Source organism: Fodinicola feengrottensis (genome assembly GCF_039530045.1).
GTDB lineage: Bacteria > Actinomycetota > Actinomycetes > Mycobacteriales > HKI-0501 > Fodinicola > Fodinicola feengrottensis.
Genome location: NZ_BAAANY010000007.1, coordinates 53,847 through 75,048, shown reverse-complemented (window position 1 = coordinate 75,048; position 21,202 = coordinate 53,847). Strand labels below are relative to the sequence as shown.

The 21,202-nt window shown below is 67.6% G+C and carries 34 protein-coding genes and 1 pseudogene; 1 reads left to right on the top strand and 34 read right to left on the bottom strand.

The features are described 5' to 3' along the window. Positions 1 to 149 precede the first annotated feature (149 nt). Positions 150 to 1,391: a hypothetical protein gene (locus ABD301_RS08655; RefSeq protein WP_163567686.1), complete on the top strand. Its 1,242-nt coding sequence runs from the start codon at positions 150 to 152 to the stop codon at positions 1,389 to 1,391. 147 nt (positions 1,392 to 1,538) lie between these two features. Here the strand turns inward: ABD301_RS08655 and ABD301_RS08650 are convergent, their stop codons facing one another. The 34 genes and pseudogenes from ABD301_RS08650 to rpsJ all read right to left on the bottom strand — a co-directional run bounded on the left by ABD301_RS08650 (position 1,539) and on the right by rpsJ (position 20,921). Further along, on the bottom strand, positions 1,539 to 2,570 hold the full coding sequence (locus ABD301_RS08650; protein ID WP_344308736.1) for a hypothetical protein: 1,032 nt from the start codon (positions 2,568 to 2,570) through the stop codon (positions 1,539 to 1,541). A 35-nt stretch (positions 2,571 to 2,605) separates the two neighbouring features. Further along, positions 2,606 to 3,460 carry a tRNA pseudouridine(38-40) synthase TruA gene (truA, locus tag ABD301_RS08645; RefSeq protein WP_344309100.1) on the bottom strand — a complete coding sequence of 285 codons (855 nt, stop codon included), beginning with the start codon at positions 3,458 to 3,460 and terminating at the stop codon, positions 2,606 to 2,608. A gap of 5 nt (positions 3,461 to 3,465) precedes the next feature. Further along, positions 3,466 to 4,215 carry a 50S ribosomal protein L17, sunset domain variant gene (rplQ, locus tag ABD301_RS08640; RefSeq protein ID WP_344308734.1) on the bottom strand — a complete coding sequence of 250 codons (750 nt, stop codon included), beginning with the start codon at positions 4,213 to 4,215 and terminating at the stop codon, positions 3,466 to 3,468. Between the two features lie 50 nt (positions 4,216 to 4,265). Further along, entirely contained in the window at positions 4,266 to 5,291 is a 1,026-nt protein-coding gene (locus tag ABD301_RS08635; protein ID WP_163567683.1) for a DNA-directed RNA polymerase subunit alpha, read from the bottom strand. A gap of 115 nt (positions 5,292 to 5,406) precedes the next feature. Then, entirely contained in the window at positions 5,407 to 5,811 is a 405-nt protein-coding gene (gene rpsK, locus ABD301_RS08630; RefSeq protein ID WP_163567682.1) for a 30S ribosomal protein S11, read from the bottom strand. A gap of 42 nt (positions 5,812 to 5,853) precedes the next feature. Then, positions 5,854 to 6,234 (bottom strand): 30S ribosomal protein S13, encoded by a 381-nt coding sequence (gene rpsM, locus ABD301_RS08625; protein WP_344308731.1) that lies wholly within the window; start codon positions 6,232 to 6,234, stop codon positions 5,854 to 5,856. 146 nt (positions 6,235 to 6,380) lie between these two features. After that, a complete protein-coding gene (gene rpmJ, locus ABD301_RS08620) occupies positions 6,381 to 6,494 on the bottom strand; it encodes a 50S ribosomal protein L36 (protein WP_163508550.1) in 114 nt (37 codons plus the stop codon). A 66-nt stretch (positions 6,495 to 6,560) separates the two neighbouring features. Continuing rightward, complete coding sequence (gene infA, locus ABD301_RS08615) at positions 6,561 to 6,782, bottom strand: translation initiation factor IF-1 (RefSeq protein ID WP_163508549.1); 222 nt, start codon at positions 6,780 to 6,782, stop codon at positions 6,561 to 6,563. A 217-nt stretch (positions 6,783 to 6,999) separates the two neighbouring features. Next, positions 7,000 to 7,452 carry an NUDIX hydrolase gene (locus ABD301_RS08610; protein ID WP_279579810.1) on the bottom strand — a complete coding sequence of 151 codons (453 nt, stop codon included), beginning with the start codon at positions 7,450 to 7,452 and terminating at the stop codon, positions 7,000 to 7,002. Further along, positions 7,449 to 7,661 carry an FmdB family zinc ribbon protein gene (locus tag ABD301_RS08605; protein ID WP_344308728.1) on the bottom strand — a complete coding sequence of 71 codons (213 nt, stop codon included), beginning with the start codon at positions 7,659 to 7,661 and terminating at the stop codon, positions 7,449 to 7,451. Before ABD301_RS08605 ends, ABD301_RS08610 begins: the two co-directional genes overlap by 4 nt. Positions 7,662 to 7,936: 275 nt before the next feature. Continuing rightward, complete coding sequence (gene map, locus ABD301_RS08600; protein ID WP_279579808.1) at positions 7,937 to 8,758, bottom strand: type I methionyl aminopeptidase; 822 nt, start codon at positions 8,756 to 8,758, stop codon at positions 7,937 to 7,939. Next, positions 8,755 to 9,408 (bottom strand): adenylate kinase, encoded by a 654-nt coding sequence (locus tag ABD301_RS08595; protein WP_163567680.1) that lies wholly within the window; start codon positions 9,406 to 9,408, stop codon positions 8,755 to 8,757. Before ABD301_RS08595 ends, map begins: the two co-directional genes overlap by 4 nt. Further along, positions 9,408 to 10,748 carry a preprotein translocase subunit SecY gene (gene secY / locus ABD301_RS08590; protein ID WP_344308725.1) on the bottom strand — a complete coding sequence of 447 codons (1,341 nt, stop codon included), beginning with the start codon at positions 10,746 to 10,748 and terminating at the stop codon, positions 9,408 to 9,410. The genes ABD301_RS08595 and secY overlap by 1 nt, the downstream gene beginning before the upstream one ends. 228 nt (positions 10,749 to 10,976) lie before the next feature. After that, a complete protein-coding gene (rplO, locus tag ABD301_RS08585; RefSeq protein WP_163567679.1) occupies positions 10,977 to 11,420 on the bottom strand; it encodes a 50S ribosomal protein L15 in 444 nt (147 codons plus the stop codon). Between the two features lie 2 nt (positions 11,421 to 11,422). Further along, entirely contained in the window at positions 11,423 to 11,605 is a 183-nt protein-coding gene (gene rpmD / locus ABD301_RS08580) for a 50S ribosomal protein L30 (RefSeq protein ID WP_163567678.1), read from the bottom strand. 1 nt (position 11,606) lies between these two features. Further along, a complete protein-coding gene (rpsE, locus tag ABD301_RS08575; RefSeq protein ID WP_344308722.1) occupies positions 11,607 to 12,209 on the bottom strand; it encodes a 30S ribosomal protein S5 in 603 nt (200 codons plus the stop codon). Between the two features lie 43 nt (positions 12,210 to 12,252). Continuing rightward, positions 12,253 to 12,648 (bottom strand): 50S ribosomal protein L18, encoded by a 396-nt coding sequence (rplR, locus tag ABD301_RS08570; protein ID WP_344308720.1) that lies wholly within the window; start codon positions 12,646 to 12,648, stop codon positions 12,253 to 12,255. Further along, positions 12,648 to 13,187 carry a 50S ribosomal protein L6 gene (rplF, locus tag ABD301_RS08565; protein WP_163567676.1) on the bottom strand — a complete coding sequence of 180 codons (540 nt, stop codon included), beginning with the start codon at positions 13,185 to 13,187 and terminating at the stop codon, positions 12,648 to 12,650. The genes rplR and rplF overlap by 1 nt, the downstream gene beginning before the upstream one ends. Positions 13,188 to 13,204: 17 nt before the next feature. Continuing rightward, positions 13,205 to 13,612: a 30S ribosomal protein S8 gene (gene rpsH / locus ABD301_RS08560; protein ID WP_344308717.1), complete on the bottom strand. Its 408-nt coding sequence runs from the start codon at positions 13,610 to 13,612 to the stop codon at positions 13,205 to 13,207. 67 nt (positions 13,613 to 13,679) lie between these two features. Then, positions 13,680 to 13,865: a type Z 30S ribosomal protein S14 gene (locus ABD301_RS08555; protein WP_163567675.1), complete on the bottom strand. Its 186-nt coding sequence runs from the start codon at positions 13,863 to 13,865 to the stop codon at positions 13,680 to 13,682. A 2-nt stretch (positions 13,866 to 13,867) separates the two neighbouring features. Beyond that, positions 13,868 to 14,437 carry a 50S ribosomal protein L5 gene (rplE, locus tag ABD301_RS08550; protein ID WP_344308714.1) on the bottom strand — a complete coding sequence of 190 codons (570 nt, stop codon included), beginning with the start codon at positions 14,435 to 14,437 and terminating at the stop codon, positions 13,868 to 13,870. After that, positions 14,437 to 14,751 (bottom strand): 50S ribosomal protein L24, encoded by a 315-nt coding sequence (rplX, locus tag ABD301_RS08545; RefSeq protein WP_163567730.1) that lies wholly within the window; start codon positions 14,749 to 14,751, stop codon positions 14,437 to 14,439. Before rplX ends, rplE begins: the two co-directional genes overlap by 1 nt. 11 nt (positions 14,752 to 14,762) lie before the next feature. After that, entirely contained in the window at positions 14,763 to 15,131 is a 369-nt protein-coding gene (gene rplN / locus ABD301_RS08540; protein WP_344308712.1) for a 50S ribosomal protein L14, read from the bottom strand. 57 nt (positions 15,132 to 15,188) lie between these two features. Then, positions 15,189 to 15,497, bottom strand: a complete 309-nt coding sequence (rpsQ, locus tag ABD301_RS08535; protein ID WP_279579807.1) for a 30S ribosomal protein S17 — start codon at positions 15,495 to 15,497, stop codon at positions 15,189 to 15,191. Continuing rightward, positions 15,494 to 15,748, bottom strand: coding sequence for a 50S ribosomal protein L29 (gene rpmC / locus ABD301_RS08530; protein ID WP_163567672.1), 255 nt, complete (start codon positions 15,746 to 15,748; stop codon positions 15,494 to 15,496). Before rpmC ends, rpsQ begins: the two co-directional genes overlap by 4 nt. Next, entirely contained in the window at positions 15,748 to 16,167 is a 420-nt protein-coding gene (gene rplP / locus ABD301_RS08525) for a 50S ribosomal protein L16 (protein ID WP_344308706.1), read from the bottom strand. Before rplP ends, rpmC begins: the two co-directional genes overlap by 1 nt. 3 nt (positions 16,168 to 16,170) lie before the next feature. Then, entirely contained in the window at positions 16,171 to 17,121 is a 951-nt protein-coding gene (gene rpsC, locus ABD301_RS08520; protein ID WP_344308704.1) for a 30S ribosomal protein S3, read from the bottom strand. Further along, positions 17,121 to 17,666 (bottom strand): 50S ribosomal protein L22, encoded by a 546-nt coding sequence (gene rplV / locus ABD301_RS08515; protein ID WP_163567670.1) that lies wholly within the window; start codon positions 17,664 to 17,666, stop codon positions 17,121 to 17,123. Before rplV ends, rpsC begins: the two co-directional genes overlap by 1 nt. Before the next feature lie 43 nt (positions 17,667 to 17,709). Next, on the bottom strand, positions 17,710 to 17,991 hold the full coding sequence (gene rpsS / locus ABD301_RS08510) for a 30S ribosomal protein S19 (protein ID WP_344308701.1): 282 nt from the start codon (positions 17,989 to 17,991) through the stop codon (positions 17,710 to 17,712). Positions 17,992 to 18,003: 12 nt separating this feature from the next. Continuing rightward, entirely contained in the window at positions 18,004 to 18,837 is an 834-nt protein-coding gene (gene rplB, locus ABD301_RS08505; protein ID WP_344308699.1) for a 50S ribosomal protein L2, read from the bottom strand. 30 nt (positions 18,838 to 18,867) lie between these two features. Further along, entirely contained in the window at positions 18,868 to 19,188 is a 321-nt protein-coding gene (gene rplW, locus ABD301_RS08500; RefSeq protein ID WP_163567668.1) for a 50S ribosomal protein L23, read from the bottom strand. A gap of 143 nt (positions 19,189 to 19,331) precedes the next feature. Further along, positions 19,332 to 19,949 (bottom strand): annotated as a pseudogene (gene rplD / locus ABD301_RS08495) (50S ribosomal protein L4); the annotation flags it as partial. Continuing rightward, the gene (gene rplC, locus ABD301_RS08490) at positions 19,946 to 20,599 is read right to left on the bottom strand and encodes a 50S ribosomal protein L3 (protein ID WP_344308696.1); all 654 of its coding nucleotides are present in this window, start codon (positions 20,597 to 20,599) and stop codon (positions 19,946 to 19,948) included. The gene rplC and the pseudogene rplD, both read right to left, overlap by 4 nt. 13 nt (positions 20,600 to 20,612) lie before the next feature. Next, a complete protein-coding gene (gene rpsJ, locus ABD301_RS08485) occupies positions 20,613 to 20,921 on the bottom strand; it encodes a 30S ribosomal protein S10 (protein WP_163508525.1) in 309 nt (102 codons plus the stop codon). Positions 20,922 to 21,202: the final 281 nt, after the last annotated feature.

Here is a 21,202-nt window from a genome sequence, read left to right as displayed (position 1 = left end):
CGTTTGCACAGCTGAGTTTTCGCGGCCAGCTTCTGGGAGCGTCGTTCGCGGTCTGTGGACACAACCATCTGGTCACGATCTCGTGCACCGGGGCGCTACCCTCACTTGCGACGCGATGTCGCACGTGTCTCGGACCGAGGAGCACCAGAATGACGTATGACCCGAATGCCAGCGGGCAGGGTCAGCCGTACGGGAGCGATCCGTACAACAAGGACCCGTACGGTGGACAGCAGCCAACGCCGCCCACCACGAGCTGGAATTCCGGCCAACCCCAACCTGGCCAGGATCCGACGTCGGGCGCTCCCGGTTACGGCACCCCGGCCGCGGACCCTTATGGGCAGCCGCAGCAGCCGCCGCAGGCCGATCCGTACGGGCAGCCACAGCAGCCGCCGCAGTCCGATCCGTACGGGCAGTCGCAGCCACCGCAGGACCAGTACGGCCAGCAGCCGGCGGCGGAACCGTACGGGCAGCCGACCACCTACGGCCAGCAGGATCCCTATGGTCAGCAGTCTGCCCCTCCGTACGGGCAGCAGGATCCTTATGGGCAGCCGGCGGCGTCCGCATACGGACAGCCCTCCGGGGTGCCCTACGGACAGGCCTCGTCGCCTCCGTACGGGCAGGCATCCGCGCCTCCGTACGGGCAGCCCGGGTATGGCGCCCCGCCGCCACCGCCCAAGAGCCGCGGCGGCCTGATCATCACCCTCAGCGTCGTCGGCGTGGTCCTCTTGCTGCTGCTTTGCGGCGGCGGCGGATTCCTGATCTACAAGTCGACCACCGCGAGCCCGAAGCCGAACCCGACCGCCAGCGGCGGGCCTGGCCCGAGCCAGGGCAGCAGCCCGAGCCCGTCGGCGGCCGCCACCCACGGCATCTCCACCCGGGCCGAGGACCCACGGCCGGTGACGGTCAGCGAGCTCTTCGGCATGGACACTGTCGTCCAGGAAGGCCGCAGCTACACCAAGCTCGGCGCCGAAGCGTCTCCCACCTGCACCTTCGCGACCAGCGGCACCGCGACGATCGCCATGGCGAAGAGCAACTGCAGCCAGGTCCTGCGGGCCACCTACACCGACAGCACGCGCAAATACGTGGCGACCGTCGGCATCGCCAACATGCTCGACGAAGCCAGCGCCTCCTCGGTCGGCCAGGCGATTTTCGCCGACCCGAACAAGGGCTTCTGGACCCCGCTGAAGGTCGCCGGTGGCCCCGCCGCCAACTTCAACAACACCGCGGCCAGCGTGGTCATCTGTTCCAACCGCAACCGCGGTCACTACATCGGGTGGAGCATCGTCGCCCGCGCTGACGGCGCGACGACCAACACCACCGACCCGACCGCGAGCGCGATGGGACAGGCGCTGTTGGCCAACATCACGCTGATTTTGAACCTGCGGCAGTAGTTCGCGGTCAGACCTGAAAGGCCCTCGCGAGATTTCGCGGGGGCCTTTTTTGGTACGAGGCAAGGATGTTCCGTTGGGCGGGGGGTCATTTGGTCTGGCCTGACTGAACAACGGCCACAGCGGTTGGGCTTGTCGACGGACAAAGACCTACCCAGTGATGGCGCGGTGCAGCAGGGCGTTGCCGACCAGCGACCGCAGATCGGCGGTGGCCTGGCGAAGGTCGGGGTCCGAGACGGTGGCGGGTTGGCCGCCGGCCAGCGCGGCGACCGAGAAGACCAGGTAGTGGCCCTGGGCCTGCCAACCGACGACGGTCGGGCTGTGGCCGTCGAAGCCGGCGGCCGACGTTCCGGCCACTGGGTACGGCAGGAAGGACCCTTTGGCGGGGTCGCGCAGGACCGCGATCACCTGCTGGGCGGCCGCGGTGGTCGGCAGGTTCGCGAGTCCGACGGTGATGACGTACCGGCCGGCGGAGTCCGCCCACGTGCCGCGTACGACCTGATTGCAGCCCAGCTGGCCCAGCATGGTCGCGGCGGTGCCGGCGGCCGCCTGCCGGCAGTCCTGGACGGGTTGGCTGGCCAGCAGGCGGTAGCCGCGGCCGCTGACCGTCTCGGTGGCGTTCGGGAACAGCTCAGCGGTGCTGAACGGCCGCGGATCACCGGCCCGGGTGGCGATGTCGATCCGGCCGGCCGGGCTCGCCGACGGCTTGGCCGACGCGGCTGTCGGGGGCGCGGTGGGAGTCGGCCCGGGGCCCGTACGCGATCGAGCGAAGACGACCGCGCCGGTGGCACCGCCGATCAGCACGACGGCGACCGCGAGCCCGACCAGCCCTCGGACCACCGCGGGGCTCGGACCGGTCCGCGGCTTCTTCGGCGGCTTCGGCGCCGGCCGACGGTCCCATGGCGGCGGGGCCTGCTGAGCCGGCTGCGCTGGTGGCGGGGCCGGCCGTGGCGGCAGCTGGGCCGGCGGCTGCCACGGCGAACCGGCCGGCCGCAGCCATTCGGCGCCTGGCTCGGACGGCGGCCCGTACGCCGACGGCTGCGTTTGCTGGTGCGGTTGCTGAGCCGGCACCGGAGGCGGCAGCGCCCACGCCTTCGACCAGTCCACCGACCTGGTGACGTCCTCGCCGGACGGCTCCGCCGCACCGGGCTCCGGCGGCCGGGACTCGTCCGAGGAGGTCACCGATGCAGCGTAACCGGCTTCCCCCTGACATCAGGTCACGTTTGCGGGGCTTCCCGTACGCGCCGAGTGAGGATCGCGCGAGCGGCGAGTTCGGCGTCATCCGGGTAGTCGACGCACAGCAACGTCAGCCCGGCCGCCGGCGCCACCACGACCGCGCCAGCACGCTCCCGCCGGGTCAGCAGGCTGCCCGGCCAGGGCGCCTCGTGCCGGCCGTCACCGACCGCCAACAGGGCACCGACGAGGCTGCGCACCATCGAATGGCAGAAGGCGTCCGCGGACGCGGCGATCTCGATGGTCCCGTCTTGCGTTGTTCGTACGACCTCCAGTCGCTGCAGCTCGCGGACCGTGGTGGCACCTTCCCGGCGCCGGCAGTACGCGGCGAAGTCGTGCAATCCAAGCAGCCCGGCCGCTGCCTCGGCCATCAACGGGACGTCCAACGCCCGCGGCCAGCGGGCGATCCCATGCCGGTGCAACGGGTCGGCGCCCCAGTCCGCATCCGTGATCCGGTAGCGATAGTGCCGGCGCAGCGCCGAAAACCGGGCATCGAAGTCCGCCGGCGCCACTCGCACGGCACGCACCCGTACGTCGGGCGGCAATACGCCCGCAAAGCGCCGGACCAGCTTCTGCGCCCGCGCCTCGTACGCGGGCACCGGCACGTCGACATGCGCCACCTGGCCGCTCGCGTGCACGCCGGCGTCCGTACGGCCAGCCACCACTGGCCGCTCAGCGCCGGGCAGCAGCTTGCCCAGCGCCTCGATCAGCTCACCGGCGACCGTCCGAAGGCCAGGCTGGACCGCCCAGCCGGAGAAGCCGGTGCCGTCGTACGAGATGTCCAGACGTAAACGGACGAGCCCGCCCTCCCCAACGGGGAGAACGGGCTCGTCGCTGATGTTTCTCAGTCCTTCTCCGCCGCGGTGGCCTCGAAGCCAGCGGCTTCGGCGGCCTCAGCGGAGGCGAAGTAGACCTCGGCGACCGTACGGTCGTAATACGGGCTGTCCTCGGTGTGGAACTTCATCGAGTCCTTGTTGCCCTTGACCGGGAAGCCTTCCGGCGCGGAGCCGTCAGCCTTCGGCTCGGCCGAGCCGTCGCCGTACGGGCCGGCCGCGCTCGGGTCCTCGCTGACCTCGAGGTCGGACGCGGTGGCGTCAACCGCCGGCTGTTCCTCGGTGGTCTCGACGGCCTCGTCGGTGTCGCCGGCGAGCGCCTCGACCGCGTCGGCCTTGCCACGCCGGGCGAACCGGGTGCCACGGGCCCGCTCGGCCTCGCCGACCGCCGTCTGGGCGATGGTCTGGCCCTCGACCAGCTCGATGACCGCCATCGGGGCGTTGTCGCCCTTGCGGTTACCGACCTTGACGATGCGGGTGTAGCCGCCCGGGCGCTCAGCGAACTGCGGGCCGATGTCGGCGAACAGCTTGTGCACCACATCGCGGTCGCGTACCACCGTCAGCACCCGGCGCCGGGCGTGCAGGTCGCCGCGCTTGGCGAAGGTGATCAGCCGTTCCGCCAACGGCCGCAGCCGCTTGGCCTTGGCCTCGGTGGTGGTGATCCGCCCGTGGTCGAACAGCGAGGTGGCCAGGTTGGCCAGGATCAGCCGCTCGTGCGCCGGGCTGCCGCCGAAGCGGGGTCCCTTGGTGGGGGTGGGCATTTCTTGCTCCTCGTCAGAAACCCGGGCGGCACGCCCGGGCAGCTACAGCCTTACAGCTGCTCGGTTTCGGCATAGTCGGCGCCGTCGTCGTACCCCGCGTCGGAGAACGTGTCGACGACGTTGGCCGGGTCGAACCCGGGTGGCGAGTCCTTCAGCGCCAGGCCGAGGCCGGAGAGCTTGACCTTGACCTCGTCGATGGACTTGGCGCCGAAATTCCTTATATCCAGCAAATCGGCCTCGCTGCGAGTGACCAGCTCACCGACCGTGTGGATGCCTTCGCGCTTGAGGCAGTTGTACGAGCGGACCGTCAGGTCCAGCTCCTCGATCGGCAGCGCCAGGTCCGCGGCCAGTGCCGCGTCCGTCGGCGACGGGCCGATGTCGATGCCCTCAGCGGTCTCGTCCAGCTCGCGGGCGAGGCCGAACAGCTCCACCAGGGTGGAGCCGGCGGAGGCCAGCGCGGTCCGCGGGGTGATCGACTTCTTCGTCTCGACGTCGACGATCAGCTTGTCGAAGTCGGTCCGCTGCTCGACTCGGGTGGCCTCGACCTTGTACGTGACCTTGAGCACCGGCGAGTAGATCGAGTCGATCGGGATCCGGCCGATCTCCTGGCCGGGCTGCTTGTTCTGCACGGCCGAGACATACCCGCGGCCACGCTCGACGGTCAGCTCGATTTCGAGCCGGCCCTTGGCGTTGATGCTCGCGATGTGCAGCTCGGGGTTGTGCACGGTGACACCGGCCGGCGGCGCGATGTCCGCGGCGGTCACGTCACCGGGGCCCTGCTTGCGCAGATACATGGTGACCGGCTCGTCGACCTCGGAGCTGACGACCAGACCCTTCAGGTTCAGGATCAGCTCGGTCACGTCTTCCTTGACGCCCGGCACGGTGGTGAACTCGTGCAGCACGCCGTCGATCTTGATGCTGGTGACCGACGCACCCGGGATCGACGACAGCAGCGTACGCCGCATCGAGTTGCCCAGGGTGTAGCCGAAGCCCGGCTCCAGCGGCTCGATGATGAACCGGGAGCGGAACTCGTCGACCGATTCCTCGGTCAGGGTGGGGCGCTGAGTGATCAGCACTGTTTCCTCCTACGGTCTCGGGCGTCCGCCATATGACGCCTCGAGGGGTGCGGGGGCGAGTCTCGGTTCTCGCCCCCGGCGGGCCCAGTCTCGTACGACCGGGCGAAGTCGTGGGTCAGACCCGGCGGCGCTTGGGCGGCCGGCAGCCGTTGTGCGGCATCGGGGTGACGTCCTGGATGGTGCCCACCTCCAGGCCGGTGGCCTGCAGCGAACGGATCGCGGTCTCGCGGCCCGAACCCGGGCCCTTCACGAACACGTCGACCTTGCGCATGCCGTGCTCCTGCGCCTTGCGGGCGGCGGACTCGGCGGCCAGCTGGGCGGCGAACGGGGTCGACTTACGCGAACCCTTGAAGCCGACGTGGCCGGCGGAGGCCCACGCGATCACCGCACCGGTCGGGTCGGTGATCGACACGATCGTGTTGTTGAACGTGCTGCGGATGTGCGCGTGACCGTGCGCGATGTTCTTCTTCTCTTTGCGGCGAACCTTTTTGGCGCCGGCGGTACGTGCCTTCGGGGGCATTTGCTTGTAACTCCAAGAATCGAGGGAATCGGAAGAGCAGGGTTACTTCTTGCCGGTCTTCTTCTTGCCGGCCACGGTCTTCTTCGGTCCCTTGCGGGTGCGCGCGTTGGTGTGCGTGCGCTGCCCGTGGACCGGGAGTCCGCGGCGGTGCCGGATGCCCTGGTAGCAACCGATCTCGATCTTGCGGCGAATGTCCGCCGCCACCTCGCGGCGGAGGTCACCCTCGACCTTGAAGTTGCCCTCGATGTGGTCGCGGAGCCGGACCAGCTCGTCGTCGGAGAGGTCCCTTACGCGGGCGTCGGGGTTGGTCCCGGTCGCCTTGATGGTCTGCAGGGACCGGGTGCGACCCACTCCGAAGATGTAGGTCAGCGCCACCTCGAGCCGCTTCTCGCGGGGGAGGTCAACGCCGGAGATACGAGCCATGCTCGGACTTGCTCCTAACAGCTGCACGGAGGTCTGTCACGTCACTGTCCCCGGGAGTCCCGCGGGGCTTCGGCCTCCGACCGAAGGTGTCCCGATCGGCTTGATCGGGAGTGACGCGAATATCTGGACGTACTGATGAGCTGGGATCAGCCCTGCCGCTGCTTGTGCCGCAGGTTGCTGCAGATCACCATCACGCGACCGTGCCGGCGGATCACCTTGCACTTGTCGCAGATCTTCTTCACGCTCGGCTGAACCTTCACGGCCGCGTTTCTCCTCTTGCGCCCAGCCAGCCGCGTGACCAGCGGGAACCTAATGAAGTGGGGTTGTTACTTGTAGCGGTAGACGATGCGCCCACGCGTGAGGTCGTAAGGAGAGAGCTCCACGACGACCCTGTCCTCAGGCAGGATACGAATGTAGTTCTGCCGCATCTTCCCGCTGATGTGGGCAAGGACCTTGTGACCGTTCTGCAGCTCCACGCGAAACATCGCGTTCGGCAGCGGTTCGACCACCCGACCCTCGATCTCGATGGCGCCGTCCTTCTTCGGCATGTCCTCCGCAATCGTGTCGTACCAAAACTTGTCGGGACCCGCCGGTTAGGCTGGTCCCCGGAGTGCGACACGACTCCATAACGGACGTCGAGCGCCAACCAAGAAGTGTACGCCGCACTCAGTGGTGTTATCCAATCGCCCCCGCTGGACACCCTTGACATGACAAAGCGGTCGGCGTTATATGCCGTTTTGTCGGTGAAGCGTCAATCGACAGCGTTTAGTCGACAGTGTCAGCCTCGCGGAGAACCTCAAGTATACGTCGCCCCGCCGGCGGGCATCGATCCGCGTCCACCGAGGTCAGCCAGTCGAGTTCGGCGATCTCGGCACCCGGGGCGAGCTCGCCGGCGAAGTCGGCTGTGTACGACACCTGGTGGACCAGGTGGCCGGCGGCGAACCCGTCCGCCTGCACGTCCAGGACCGCGAAGAAGCTGAAGGTCAGCGGGTCCAGCTCGACGCCGAGTTCTTCGCGTACTTCTCTGCACAACGCCACGACGTCACTCTCGCCAGGCTCGCGCTTGCCGCCAGGCAAGTAGAACTTCTCCTTGCCCTTCGTACGCACCGACAGCAGTCGGCGGTCGCGTACGAGCACCCAACCGAGCGCGTCGATGCGGCCAGTCGCGGGTCGAGTGGTGGGCAAAGCGAATGGCCCTGCATCGACGTTTGCGGTCAACCGCAGCAACCTCCGCCGCAACATCCGCCCCCTGCTGCCGGCGCCGACGCTCCACCGCCGGCCCGGCCGGTCAGCGCGACAGTGGTCAACAGCTTCACCGTGTCGGCGTGGCCGTCCGGGCACGGCGTCGCGGACGAGGACTCACTCATCGGCCGGGCGCGCTCGAACTCGGTCGCACACTCCCGACATCGGTACGCGTACGTGGGCATGCCCCCATTCTGACCGCTCCCCTCCCACCCGCCAAGCCCGGCTGGTCCCGCTCGGGCAAGACCCTGCTCAGACCGGGCCCTGGGCCGCGCTCGGGGTGAAGACCTGCCCTCCGGGCCCGCCGACGGGGAGAACGAACAGACCAACCGCCTCGTACGCACCGGTCGACCCGACCTCGTTCTTCCTTGAGGCCCCGCCCGGAGGGCGGTCTTGACCTTCAGCCGCTCAACGCAAGAAAGAGCCTCATGGGGCCAAAATCGGCCGTACGAAGGAAGAATCAGCGGGCGCGCGAAGAAACGGCCGAGCCGAGTGCGGCCGCGCCGCCGTCCAAAGCGGTCAGCACCCAGGGCCCATCCTCGGTAAGCGCGATCGAGTGCTCGGTGTGAGCGGACACCGACGCGTCGAGCGTCACCACGGTCCAGCCATCGTCCAGCTCGTCCACGTCAGGTGACCCGAAAGTGATCATCGGCTCGATCGCCAGCGCCATCCCGGCGACGAGTTTGGGGCCCTTGCCGGCCTTTCCGTAGTTCAGGATGTGCGGGTCCTGATGCATCTCGGTGCCGATGCCGTGGCCGCCGTAACCGGTGACGATCCCGTACGAGCCCTCGGCCTCGACGACGGTCTGTACGGCGTGGCTGATGTCCGAGAGGCGGCCGCCGACCCGGGCGGCGGCAATGCCGGCCCACATGGCGCGATCGCAGACCTCGGCCATCCGCAGGTATTCCGGCTTGACCGTACCGACGCCGACGGTGACCGCGGAGTCGCCGTGCCAGCCGGCCAGGATCGCGCCGCAGTCGATCGAGATCAGGTCACCGTCAGCGAGCACCTGGGAGGCGCTGGGGATGCCGTGTACGACCTGCTGGTTGACCGACGCGCAGATGGACGCCGGGAAGCCGTGGTAGCCCTTGAAGGACGGTACGGCGCCGTCGTCTCGGATCGACTTCTCCGCGATCGCGTCCAGTTCCGCCGTACTGATGCCGACCTCGACAGCGGCGGTCGCGGCCGCGAGCGCACGCCGTACGACCAGGCCGGCGGCGCGCATCAAGTCGATCTGCGCGGTGCTCTTGACCTGGATGCTGGGGCGTCGGAAGGCGCTCACTTGTTAAAGGGTTCGAGGGCGTCGATCGCCCGGGTCGTGATGTCCTCGACCGGACCCGTCGCGTCGATGCCGACCAGCTTGCCCTGGGCGCCGTAGTAGTCGACCAGCGGCGCGGTCTGCTCGGCGTAGACCCGGAGCCGTTCGGTGACCGTCTCGGGTTTGTCGTCGTCGCGCTGGTAAAGCTCGCCGCCACAGCGGTCGCAGACGCCGTCGACCTTGGTCGGGTCGAACTCGACGTGCCAGATTCGGCCGCAGCCGCGGCAGGTCCGCCGGCCGGACAGCCGCCGGACCACCTCGTCGTCGTCCACCACCAGCTCCAGCACCACGTCCAGCGGAGTGCCGGCCTTGTCGAGCAGCTCGTCCAGGTTCTCCGCCTGCGCGATGGTCCGCGGGAAACCGTCCAGCAGGAACCCGTCCGTCGAGTCCGGCTCGTCCAGCCGGCTCCGGACCATCTTGATGGTCACCTCGTCGGGCACCAGCTTGCCGGCGTCCATGTACGACCTGGCCTCGATCCCCAGCGGGGTCTTCTGGCCGACGTTCGCACGGAAGATGTCGCCGGTGGAGATCTTGGGCACGGAGAGGTGAGCGGCGATGAATTCGGCCTGTGTCCCCTTGCCCGCGCCCGGGGGACCGACGAGTACCAGCCGCACTACCGGAGGAAGCCTTCGTAGTTCCGCTGCATCAGCTGGCTGTCGATCTGTTTCACGGTCTCCAGACCCACGCCGACCATGATCAGTACGGCGGTGCCACCGAACGGGAAGTTCTGGGTGTTGTTGACGCTGGTCCCGAGCAACGTGATGAACAGGTTCGGCAGGATCGCGATGATGCCCAGGTAGAGCGAGCCGGGCAGGGTGATCCGGGACAGGATGAAGTCCAGGTATTCGGCGGTCGGCTTGCCGGGCCTGATGCCGGGCACGAACCCGCCGTACTTGCGCATGTTGTCCGCGACATCGGTCGGGTTGAACGTGATCGCCACGTAGAAGTACGTGAAGAAGATGATCAGCGCGAAGTAGATGACCACGTACGTCCACTGGCTCGGGTCGGCGACCCACTTGTTGATGAAGTTCACCACCGGGCCGGGGTTGTTCTTGTCGCTCACCAGCTGGACGATCAGCTGCGGCAGGTAGAGCAGCGAGGACGCGAAGATCACCGGGATAACACCGGCCTGGTTGACCTTCAGCGGAATGTACGTCGAGGTGCCGCCGTACATTCGGCGACCGATCATCCGCTTCGCGTACTGCACCGGCACCCGGCGCTGGGCCTGCTCGATGAAGACGACCGCGGTGATGATGACCACGCCGATCGCGCAGACGATCACGAACGGCAGAATGCCCTTGGCGTAGATGCTCTGGCCCTCGGACGGGATCCGGGCCGCGATGTTGGTGAAGATCAGCACCGACATGCCGTTGCCGACGCCGCGGTCGGTGATCAGCTCGCCCAGCCACATGATGACCGCGGTGCCCGCCACCATGGTGGCGACCAGGGTGCCCAGGGTCATCCAGTACGGCATGTGCGGGCTGACCGGGATGATCGGGTTCGCGTTCACGTCGCAGCCGGTGAACAGCTGACCCGAACGCGCCAGCGCGATATAGCCGGTGGTCTGCAGGATCGCGAGGCCGATGGTCAGATACCGGGTGTACTGGGTGATCTTGGTCTGGCCGGACTGGCCTTCCTTTTTCAGCTGCTCAAGCCGCGGAATGACCACGACGAGCAGCTGCAGGATGATGCTCGCCGTGATGTACGGCATGATGCCCAGCGCGAACACCGAGAGGTGCAGCAACGCACCACCGGAGAAGAGGTTCAGGAGCGTGAAGACGTCCTGGTTCTGACCGGTGCTGGCGGTGTCGATGCATTTCTGGACGTTCGTATACGACACGCCGGGCGAGGGCAGGGTGGCCCCGAGGCGGTAGATCGCCAGAATGAAAAGCGTGAAGAGGATCTTCTTGCGCAGGTCGGGCGTACGGAAAGCCCTCCCAAAGGCGGCGAGCACATGTCCTCCTGCGCGCGGATCGGCCGGCGATCCGCATCTAGTGTTCTCCGGTTCCGGGTCTGCTGCCCGGCCAACCGACTGATGGTATGTCAGGCTGCTTCACGTCCCGACACGACCAGTGCCAGGCTACGAAGCTTCGCTGTCGGACTTTAACAGCCAGCTGTGAGCGGGGGCACGATCCCACCGGAATCCGTACGGATTCGGTGGGAAAACTACCCCCGCTCGCGACTACAGCTGTTCGGCGGTGCCACCGGCGGCGGCGATTTTCTCCTTGGCCGAAGCCGAGAATGCGTTCGCCTTGACGGTCAGCTTGACGCCGGCGAGGTCGCCGTTGCCCAGGACCTTGACCAGCTGGCCCTTGCGGACCGCGCCGGCCTCGACCAGCTCCTGGGGGCCGACTTCGCCACCGGCCGGGAAGAGCTCGGCCAGCCGGTCCAGGTTGACGACCTGGTATTCGACCCGGAACCGGTTCTTGAAGCCCTTGAGCTTGGGCAGCCGCATGTGCAGCGGCATCTGCCCGCCCTCGAAGCCAGCTTTCACCTGGTAACGGGCCTTGGTGCCCTTGGTGCCGCGGCCGGCCGTCTTGCCCTTGGAACCTTCACCGCGACCCACACGGGTCTTCGCGGTGTGAGAGCCAGGCGCCGGCCGCAGGTGGTGGACCTTGAGTGCCATCGTTACTCGACCTCCTCGACCCGGACCAGGTGGGTCACGGTGCGTACCATGCCGCGGATCTCGGGCCGGTCTTCCTTGACAACCACGTCGTGGACCCGCTTAAGGCCCAGCGAGCGCAGGGTGTCGCGCTGGTTCTGCTTGTTCCCGATCCCGGAACGGATCTGGGTCACCTTGAGGCGTGCCATGTCATCCCCCCGCGGCGGCCCGCGCCCGCAGCATGGCGGCCGGGGCCACGTCCTCCAGCGGCAGACCACGGCGAGCCGCGATCTCCTCCGGACGCTTCAGCTCCCGCAACGCCTGCACGGTCGCGTGCACGATGTTGATCGGATTGGACGAACCGAGGCTCTTGCTCAGTACGTCGTGGATGCCCGCGCACTCCAGTACGGCGCGCACCGGACCACCGGCGATCACACCGGTACCGGGGCTGGCCGGCTTGAGCAGTACGACACCGGCCGCCGCCTCACCCTGCACCGGGTGCGGGATGGTGGCGCCGATCCGCGGCACCTTGAAGAAGTTCTTCTTGGCCTCCTCGACACCCTTGGCGATCGCCGAGGGCACCTCCTTGGCCTTGCCGTAACCGACGCCGACGTTGCCGTCACCGTCGCCGACGACCATCAGTGCGGTGAAGCTGAACCGACGACCGCCCTGCACGACCTTCGCGACGCGGTTGACCTTGATCAGCCGTTCGATGTGCGGAGACTTCTCCGGGGCCGACCCGCCCCGCCCGCCGCCACGGCCGTCACGGCGCTCGCCGCCTCCGCCGCCGCCTCGGCGCTGCTGACCAGGCATCAGGCGTCCCTTCCTGTCTCGCTACCAGTTTTGCTGCTCATCATCAGAACTTCAGGCCGCCTTCCCGGGCTGCGTCGGCCAGCGCGGCAATCCGGCCGTGGTACGTGTTGCCGGCCCGGTCGAACACCACGGCCTCGATGCCAGCCGCGGTAGCCCGCTCGGCGATCAACGCACCGACCTTGGTGGCCAGCGCCGTCTTGTCGCCCTCGGCGCCACGGATGGTGGCGTCCATCGTCGACGCGCTGACCAGCGTACGGCCGGAGCGGTCGTCGATGACCTGAACGTGCATGTGCCGCGAGGAGCGCTTGACCACCAGGCGCGGACGCTCCTGGGTGCCGTGCACCTTCTTGCGGATCCGGAAGTGCCGGCGTGCCTTGCCGATCCGGCGGGTCTGCGAGGAGCCGGCCGAAGCCGACCGCCGCAGCAGAGTCGCAGCCATTACTTGCCAGCCTTTCCGGCCTTGCGGCGGACGTTCTCGCCCTGGTACCGCACGCCCTTGCCCTTGTACGGCTCCGGCGGGCGGATCTTGCGGATCTTCGCCGCGGTCTCGCCCACCAGCTGCTTGTCGATGCCTTCGATCGAGAAGATCGTTGGCCGCTCGACCTTGAAGGTGATGCCCTGCGGCGCCTTCACCACCACCGGGTGGCTGAAGCCGAGAGCGAATTCCAGGTCAGAGCCCTTGGCGGTGACCCGGTAACCGGTGCCGACGATCTCCAGGGTCTTCGCGTACCCCTGGGTGACCCCGGTGATCAGGTTCGCGACCAGCGTCCGTGACAGGCCGTGCAGGGCCCGGTTCGACGGTTCGTCGTCCGGACGCTTCACCAGCACTGTGCCGTCGTCGCCGCGCTCGACCGTGAGCGGGTGCACCACGGTGTGGCTCAGCTCGCCCTTAGGTCCCTTGACGTTGACCGTCTGTCCTTCGATGGCCACATCCACCCCGCTTGGTACCGGGATGGGCAGCCGTCCGATGCGTGACATTTTCTCTGCTCCTTCCCTTACCAGACGAAGGCGAGGACTTCCCCGCCCACGCCACGCTTGTTTGCCTGCCGGTCTGTGAGCAGACCGGACGAGGTGGAGATGATCGCGACGCCGAGGCCGCCCAGCACCTTGGGGAGGCTGGTCGACTTCGCGTAGACCCGCAGGCCTGGCTTGGAGATCCGGCGGACACCGGCAATGCTGCGCTCGCGGTTCGGGCCGTACTTCAGCTCGATGGTCAGCTTCTTGCCGACCTCACCCTCAGTCGGCTCGGCGACGACCCAGCCGGTGATGTAGCCCTCCTGCTGGAGGATCTCGGCGATGTGCGACTTGAGCTTCGAGAACGGCATGTCAACGCTGTCGTGGTACGCCGAGTTGGCGTTGCGCAGCCGGGTCAACATGTCCGCGATGGGGTCTGTCATGGTCATGGGCTTGTTGCCTTTCTCGCCCTGGTTCCCGCGATGGGCCTGTGGCGAAGGGAAATGTGGAAACTACTCACCACGAGGACTTGGTCACGCCGGGAAGCTCGCCACGGTGGGCCATCTCGCGTACGCAGATGCGGCACAGCCCGAACACGCGGAACACCGCGCGCGAGCGGCCACAGCGCTGGCAGCGGGTGTAGCCGCGCACCTTGAACTTCGGTTTGCGCGCGGCCTTCTCGACAAGCGCCTTCTTCGCCATGCTCAGTTCTCCTTGAAGGGGAAGCCGAGGCGCTTGAGCAGCGCGCGGCCTTCCTCGTCGTTCGTCGCCGTCGTCACCAAGGTGATGTCCATACCGCGCGGACGGTCGATCGAGTCGATGTCGATCTCGTGGAACATCGACTGCTCGTTGAGCCCGAACGTGTAGTTGCCGGTGCCGTCGAACTGCTTGTCCGACAGGCCACGGAAGTCACGGATACGCGGCAGCGCGATCGACAGCAGCCGGTCCGCGAACTCCCACATCCGGTCGCCGCGCAGCGTCACCTTCACGCCGATCGGCTGGCCCTCGCGCAGCTTGAACTGGGCGATGGACTTGGTGGCCCGGCGAACCTGCGGCTTCTGGCCGGTGATCAGCGACATGTCGCGGATCGCGCCGTCGATCAGCTTGGCGTCCCGGGCGGCGTCACCGACACCGCTGTTCACCACGATCTTGACCAGCCGCGGGATCTGCATGACGTTGCCGTACGAGAACTGCTCGCGCAGTCCCGGTGCGATCTCGTCCGCATACCGCTGCTTGAGGCGCGGCCTGGTCCTGGTTTCAGTTGCGACAGTCACTAGATGTCCTTACCGGAGCGCCGCGAAATCCGTACGGTGCGGCCTTCTTCGTCCTTGCGACGGCCGACCCGGGTGGGCTTGCCGTCGGAGTCGACCACCATCACGTTGCTGGCGCTGATCGGCGCCTCCTGGGTGACGATGCCGCCGGTCTTCGCGCCCCGCTGGGTGGTGGACACCCGGGTGTGCTTCTTGATCCGGTTCACGCCCTCGACCAGAACCTTGCCGGTCTCCGGGTAGGCCACCATCACCTTGCCCTTGGTGCCCTTGTCCTTACCGGCGATGACCAGCACCGTGTCGCCCTTTTTTACCTTCAACGACGGCATGGTTACAGCACCTCCGGTGCCAGCGAGATGATCTTCATGAACTTCTTGTCCCGCAGTTCCCGGCCAACCGGGCCGAAGATGCGGGTGCCGCGCGGGTCCCCGCCGTCGCGGATGAGCACCGCGGCGTTCTCGTCGAAGCGAATGTAGGAGCCGTCCGGGCGGCGCCTCTCTTTCAAGGTGCGGACCACGACGGCCTTGACCACGTCACCGCGTTTGACACCGGCGCCGGGAATGGCGTCCTTCACGGTGCCCACGATGATGTCGCCGATGCCGGCGTAGCGGCGACCGGAGCCGCCGAGCACCCGGATGCAAAGAATTTCCTTCGCACCGGTGTTGTCGGCGACGCGCAGTCGCGACTCCTGCTGGATCACGTCAACTCCTGTATGTCGAGCCGGTTCTCGGTGACCCGAGCCTGGCCGAACGAATAATTACTTGGCTTTTTCAAGAATCTCCACGACACGCCACCGCTTGGTCGCGGAGAGCGGACGGGTTTCCATCAGCAGTACGCGGTCACCGACACCAGCGGCGTTGCCCTCGTCGTGCGCCTTGAGCTTGCTGGTCCGGCGCAGCACCTTGCCGTACAGCCGGTGCTTGACCCGGTCTTCGACGGCGACCACAACGGTCTTGTCCATCTTGTCGCTGACCACCAGGCCCTGCCGGGTCTTGCGGTGCTGCTCCCGGGTCTGGGACTCGGTCTGCGCGTCCTGCTGCTCGCTCACTGTCTCGCTCTCGCTCATGCCGACACCTCATTCGCCGCGTCAGCGGGCGCATCGGGGGCGCGGCCGAGGCCGAGCTCCCGCTCCCGCATCACGGTGTAGATGCGGGCGATCTCGCGGCGCACCGTGCGCAGTCGCCGGTTGTTGTCCAGCTGACCGGTGGCGTTCTGGAAGCGCAGGTTGAACAGCTCTTCCTTGGCCTCGGTCAACTTGCCGGCCAGCTCGTCGTCGAGCAGCTCGCGCAGCTCGTTGGGGACAGTGCCCGCGGCCATCAGCTTTCACCCACTTCACGTTTAACGACCCGGCACTTCATCGGGAGCTTGTGGATCGCACGACGCATGGCTTCCTGCGCGATCTGCTCGTTCGGGTACGCCAGCTCGAACAGCACCCGGCCCGGCTTGACGTTGGCGATCCACCACTCCGGCGAACCCTTACCGGAACCCATCCGGGTCTCGGCCGGCTTCTTCGTCAGCGGACGGTCCGGGTAGATGTTGATCCACACCTTGCCGCCTCGGCGAATGTGCCGAGTGATGGCGATACGAGCGGCCTCGATCTGCCGGTTCGTCACGTACGCCGGCTCCAGCGCCTGGATGCCGTACTCGCCGAAGACCACCCGGGTGCCGCCCTTGGCGGCGCCGTGACGGTTCGGGTGATGCTGCTTTCGGTGTTTGACCCTGCGAGGGATCAGCATTTCCTAGCCCTCCTTGGGTGCTTCGGTGCTGGCGGGCGGTGGGACGGCCTCGTTGGAAGGCGCGGTCACGGCGGCGGTCGGCTCGGCAGCCACACTCGCCGGCACGGTGCTCGCGACGGCTTCGGTCGCGTCGGCCTTCGGGGCGTCGGTCTTGGCAGCGTCAGCCTTGGCGGCGTCGCCCTTCGGCGCGCCACCGCGGCCACCACGAGCGCCGCGGCCACCACCGTCGCGACCGCCAGTGCCCTCGCCGGCCCGCGGCCGGCGGGCCGGACGGTCCCGGCGCTGCTGGCGCAGGGCTGCCTCGGCGGCCTCGCGCTCGGCGCGGGACTGCACCACGTCACCCTTGTAGATCCAGACCTTCACGCCAATCCGGCCGAAGGTCGTACGCGCCTCGTACAGGCCGTAGTCGATGTTCGCGCGCAGCGTGTGCAGCGGCACCCGGCCCTCGCGGTAGAACTCCGACCGGCTCATCTCGGCGCCGCCCAGGCGTCCGGAGCACTGCACCCGGATGCCCTTGACGCCCTGGCTCTTCATCGCGGCCTGGATCGCCTTGCGCATCGCGCGGCGGAACGCCACCCGGCTGGACAGCTGCTCGGCCACGCCCTGCGCGACCAGCTGCGCGTCCGCCTCGGGGTTCTTGACCTCCAGGACGTTCAGCTGCACCTGCTTACCGGTGAGCTTCTCCAGCTCGCCGCGAATACGGTCGGCCTCGGCGCCACGACGGCCAATCACGATGCCCGGACGAGCGGTGTGAATGTCCACCCGGACCCGGTCACGGGTACGCTCGATCTCCACTTTGGAGATGCCGGCGCGCTCCATGCCCTTACCCATCAGCTTGCGGATCTTCACGTCCTCCGCGACATACTCCGCGTAGGCCTTGTCCGCGTACCACCGGGACTTCCAGTCGGTGGTGATCCCGAGCCGGAAGCCGTGCGGGTTTACTTTCTGCCCCATTACTCGGTGCTCTCCTTCGCGGACGAACTCGTCGACTCTTGGGCGGCAGCCGCCTTGGTCGTCTTAGCGCTGGTGCTCTTGGTCGGACGCTTGGCCTGCGCGGCGTCGGTGGCCTTGCGGGCCCGCCGGGCGGACCGGCTCGGCCGCTCGGTCACGATGCTCTCCACCACCACGGTGATGTGGCTGGAGCGCTTGCGGATCCGGTACGCCCGGCCGTGCGCCCGCGGCCGGAACCGCTTCAGCGTCGGGCCCTCGTCGACGAATACCTTGGTGACCCGCAGGTTCTCCGGATCCAGCCGCTCGTTGTTCTCGGCGTTCGCCACCGCACTGGCCAGCACGGTGTACACCGGCTCGCTGGCGGCCTGCGGGGCGAACCGCAGCAGGGTGAGCGCCTCGCTGGCCGGCAGGCCACGGATCAGGTCAATAACCCGACGTACCTTCATCGGGCTGACCCGCACGTAACGTGCCTCAGCGAACGCACCGGGCGCCTCACCGAGGAGACGCTCCCTGCGCAGGTTCACGCGGTTGCCTTCTACCACTGCCATCTCTAAGTCAATCCCGTCTGCTGTTCGTCAACTCAGACCGCTGTTAGCGGCGGCGAGCCTTCCGGTCGTCCTTTTCGTGACCCTTGAACGTCCGGGTCGGCGCGAACTCGCCGAGCTTGTGCCCGACCATCGACTCGGTGACGAACACCGGGACGTGCTTGCGTCCGTCGTGCACGGCGATCGTGTGCCCGACGAAGTCGGGGATGATCGTGGAACGACGAGACCAGGTTTTAATGACGTTCTTGGTGCCCTTGTCGTTCTGTACGTCCACCTTCTTGAGCAGGTGGTCGTCGACGAACGGGCCCTTCTTCAGGCTGCGTGGCATTGATCAGACTCCTCAGCGCTTCTTGCCGGTGCGCCGGCGACGGACGATCAGTGCATCGCTGGCCTTCTTCTTCCGAGTGCGGCCTTCCGGCTTGCCCTTCGGGTTCACCGGGTGGCGACCACCCGAGGTCTTGCCCTCGCCACCGCCGTGCGGGTGGTCGATCGGGTTCATGGCCACACCACGGACGGACGGGCGCTTGCCCTTCCACCGCATCCGGCCGGCCTTGCCCCAGTTGATGTTGGACTGCTCGGCATTGCCGACCTCGCCCACGCTCGCGCGGCAGCGTACGTCCACGTTGCGGATCTCACCGGACGGCATCCGCAGCTGGGCGTACGGACCGTCCTTGGCGACCAGCTGTACGGACGAGCCGGCCGACCGGGCGATTTTCGCGCCGCCGCCGGGCCGCAGCTCGATGGCGTGCACCACGGTGCCGACCGGGATGTTGCGCAGCGGCAGGTTGTTGCCCGGCTTGATGTCGGCCGACGGGCCGGTCTCGACCCGGTCGCCCTGCTTGAGCTTGGTCGGTGCCACGATGTAGCGCTTCTCGCCGTCCGCGAAGTGCAGCAGCGCGATCCGCGCGGTGCGGTTCGGGTCGTACTCGATCTCTGCGACCTTGGCCGGCACGCCGTCCTTGTCCGAGCGCCGGAAGTCGATCAGCCGGTACGCCCGCTTGTGGCCGCCGCCCTGGTGGCGGGTGGTCACGCGACCGTGCACGTTCCGGCCGCCGGTCTTGGACAGCGGGCGGATCAGCGACTTCTCCGGCGTCGAGCGAGTGATCTCGACGAAGTCGGCCACGCTCGACCCACGCCGGCCCGGCGTCGTCGGCTTGTATTTGCGGATGCCCATTTTTCTACAAATCCCTCATCAATCAGCCGGCTAGGAGACCGGACCGCCGAAGATCTCGATGCGATCGCCCTGCGCGAGGGTCACCACAGCCCGCTTGCTGGACTTGCGGGTGCCGAACACGGTGGTGGTGTGACCGTTGCGGCCGAACACCATCCGCTTGCGCTTGCCGGGCCTGTTCAGCGTGTTGACGCTGATCACCTTGACGTTGAAGACCTGCTGAACGGCGATCTTGATCTCGGTCTTGTTGGCGTGGGGCGCCACCTCGAAGGTGTATTTGCCCTCGTCCAGAAGCCCGTAGCTCTTCTCCGAGATCACCGGCTTGAGCAGGATGTCCCGCGGGTTGGCGCTCACTTGTCGTCCTCCTGCGCGTCAGCCTTGGCGGCCTTCTTCTTCGGCGCCTTGGCCGGCTTCTCGTCCGCGTCCGCCTTGGCGTCGGTCGTGGCGTCGGCCTTCTTGGTGGACGGCTTGGCCGGAGCCAGCTCCAGGTCACCGCCGACGTACGCGGTCAGCGCCGCCGCGGTGAACACCACGTCCTCGTTGACCAGCACGTCGTACGTGTTCAGCTGGTCGACGAACAGCAGGTGCACGGTCGGCACGTTGCGCAGGCTCTTGAGCGTGAGCTCGTCGCCACGCTCCAGCACCACCAGCGAGTGCTTCGCCGAGGTCACCGAGGTCAGGATCTTCAGCGCGGCCTTGGTAGAAGGAACCTCACCGGAGACCAGCGACTCGACCACATGTACGCGACCATCGCGGGCCCGGTCCGAAAGCGCGCCACGCAGCGCGGCGGCCTTCATCTTCTTCGGGGTCCGCTGGGCGTACGAGCGGGGCTGCGGGCCGTGCACCACGCCACCGCCGACGAACTGCGGCGCACGGGTGGAGCCCTGCCGGGCCCGGCCGGTGCCCTTCTGCCGGTACGGCTTGGCGCCGCCACCGGAAACCTGGGCCCGCGTCTTGGTCGCGTGCGTACCCTGCCGGGCGGCGGCCAGCTGGGCCACCACGACCTGGTGCATCAGCGGCAGGTTGGCCTGCACGTCGAACAGCTCGGCGGGCAGCTCGACGCTGCCACTGGCCTCACCGTCGGCGGTCAGCACGTTCACGGTCAACTCGCTCATTTGGCGACACCGCCCTTCGCAGCGGTCTTGACCAGGACCAGACCGCCGGTCGGACCGGGGATCGCGCCCTTGATCAGCAGCAGACCCTTCTCGGCGTCCACCGCGTGCACGGTCAGGTTGGGAGTGGTGACCCGGGCGTGGCCCATCCGGCCAGCCATCCGCATGCCCTTGAAGACACGGCCCGGGGTGGCGCAGCCACCGATCGAGCCGGGTGAGCGGTGCTTGCGCTGCACGCCGTGACCGGCGCCGAGGCCGTGGAAGCCGTGGCGCTTCATGACACCGGCGGTGCCCTTGCCCTTGGTGGTGCCGACCACGTCGACCTTCACGCCGGCCTCGAACAGCTCGGCGGTGACTTCCTGGCCGAGCTCGTACTCACTGGCGTCGGTGGTCCGCAGCTCGACGACGTGCCGCCGCGGCGCTACCCCGGCCTTGCCGAAGTGTCCGGCCAGCGGCTTGTTCACCTTGCGCGGGTCGATGGCGCCGAAAGCCAGCTGGACGGCGTTGTAGCCGTCCTTGTCCGGAGTCCGGACCTGGGTGACGACGTTCGGACCGGCTTGTACGACGGTCACCGGAACCATCCGGTTGTTCTCGTCGAAAACCTGGGTCATGCCAAGCTTGGCGCCCAGGATGCCCTTGACTTGGGTTTCCATAGTGGTTCGGCCCCTACAGCTTGATCTCGATGTCGACGCCGGCCGGGAGGTCCAGCCGCATCAGCGAGTCGACCGTCTTCGGAGTCGGGTCGAGAATGTCGATGAGCCGCTTGTGCGTACGCATCTCGAAGTGCTCGCGCGAATCCTTGTCCTTGTGCGGGGAGCGGATCACGCAATACACGTTCTTCTCAGTTGGCAGCGGCACCGGGCCCGCGACCGACGCACCAGTGCGGGTCACCGTGTCGACGATCTTGCGCGCCGAGGAGTCGATGACCTCGTGGTCGTAGGCCTTAAGCCGGATGCGGATCTTCTGTCCCGCCATGGCGTCGTTAAGTTCCTTCTACTCGTACCGCTGCGGTCGATCAGCTGCAGCGAACCAGCTGGTCAAACCCTGCAATCCTGCGTCTTGTCCGACCCCCGCGGTCGGGTGTGTCGGACTTGGAACCACACCGCGGCCCATACACCATCGTCCCGCAGGGGGTCTGCGGAAAATCTCCGCGAGCCACCCACAGTCGAGTTGATGGGCCAGGGTCTGGATCCCGCACGGGCCGATGACCTGCTCAGCGAACCTGAGCGCTCATCCACTGCCCGCACTGTTTCTCA

Coding starts and splice junctions, on each gene's coding strand:
- ABD301_RS08655 (WP_163567686.1), top strand. CDS start 150: ATGACGTATGACCCGAATGCCAGCGGGCAGGGTCAGCCGTACGGGAGC.
- rplQ (WP_344308734.1), bottom strand. CDS start 4,215: ATGCCCACCCCCACCAAGGGACCCCGCTTCGGCGGCAGCCCGGCGCAC.
- rpsK (WP_163567682.1), bottom strand. CDS start 5,811: ATGCCCCCGAAGGCACGTACCGCCGGCGCCAAAAAGGTTCGCCGCAAA.
- rpsM (WP_344308731.1), bottom strand. CDS start 6,234: ATGGCTCGTATCTCCGGCGTTGACCTCCCCCGCGAGAAGCGGCTCGAG.
- infA (WP_163508549.1), bottom strand. CDS start 6,782: ATGCCGAAGAAGGACGGCGCCATCGAGATCGAGGGTCGGGTGGTCGAA.
- ABD301_RS08605 (WP_344308728.1), bottom strand. CDS start 7,661: ATGCCCACGTACGCGTACCGATGTCGGGAGTGTGCGACCGAGTTCGAG.
- rplO (WP_163567679.1), bottom strand. CDS start 11,420: ATGGCACTCAAGGTCCACCACCTGCGGCCGGCGCCTGGCTCTCACACC.
- rpmD (WP_163567678.1), bottom strand. CDS start 11,605: ATGGCACGCCTCAAGGTGACCCAGATCCGTTCCGGGATCGGGAACAAG.
- rpsE (WP_344308722.1), bottom strand. CDS start 12,209: ATGCCTGGTCAGCAGCGCCGAGGCGGCGGCGGAGGCGGCGAGCGCCGT.
- rplR (WP_344308720.1), bottom strand. CDS start 12,648: ATGGCTGCGACTCTGCTGCGGCGGTCGGCTTCGGCCGGCTCCTCGCAG.
- rplF (WP_163567676.1), bottom strand. CDS start 13,187: ATGTCACGCATCGGACGGCTGCCCATCCCGGTACCAAGCGGGGTGGAT.
- rpsH (WP_344308717.1), bottom strand. CDS start 13,612: ATGACCATGACAGACCCCATCGCGGACATGTTGACCCGGCTGCGCAAC.
- ABD301_RS08555 (WP_163567675.1), bottom strand. CDS start 13,865: ATGGCGAAGAAGGCGCTTGTCGAGAAGGCCGCGCGCAAACCGAAGTTC.
- rpsQ (WP_279579807.1), bottom strand. CDS start 15,497: ATGAGCGAGAGCGAGACAGTGAGCGAGCAGCAGGACGCGCAGACCGAG.
- rpmC (WP_163567672.1), bottom strand. CDS start 15,748: ATGGCCGCGGGCACTGTCCCCAACGAGCTGCGCGAGCTGCTCGACGAC.
- rplP (WP_344308706.1), bottom strand. CDS start 16,167: ATGCTGATCCCTCGCAGGGTCAAACACCGAAAGCAGCATCACCCGAAC.
- rpsC (WP_344308704.1), bottom strand. CDS start 17,121: ATGGGGCAGAAAGTAAACCCGCACGGCTTCCGGCTCGGGATCACCACC.
- rplV (WP_163567670.1), bottom strand. CDS start 17,666: ATGGCAGTGGTAGAAGGCAACCGCGTGAACCTGCGCAGGGAGCGTCTC.
- rpsS (WP_344308701.1), bottom strand. CDS start 17,991: ATGCCACGCAGCCTGAAGAAGGGCCCGTTCGTCGACGACCACCTGCTC.
- rplB (WP_344308699.1), bottom strand. CDS start 18,837: ATGGGCATCCGCAAATACAAGCCGACGACGCCGGGCCGGCGTGGGTCG.
- rplC (WP_344308696.1), bottom strand. CDS start 20,599: ATGGAAACCCAAGTCAAGGGCATCCTGGGCGCCAAGCTTGGCATGACC.
- rpsJ (WP_163508525.1), bottom strand. CDS start 20,921: ATGGCGGGACAGAAGATCCGCATCCGGCTTAAGGCCTACGACCACGAG.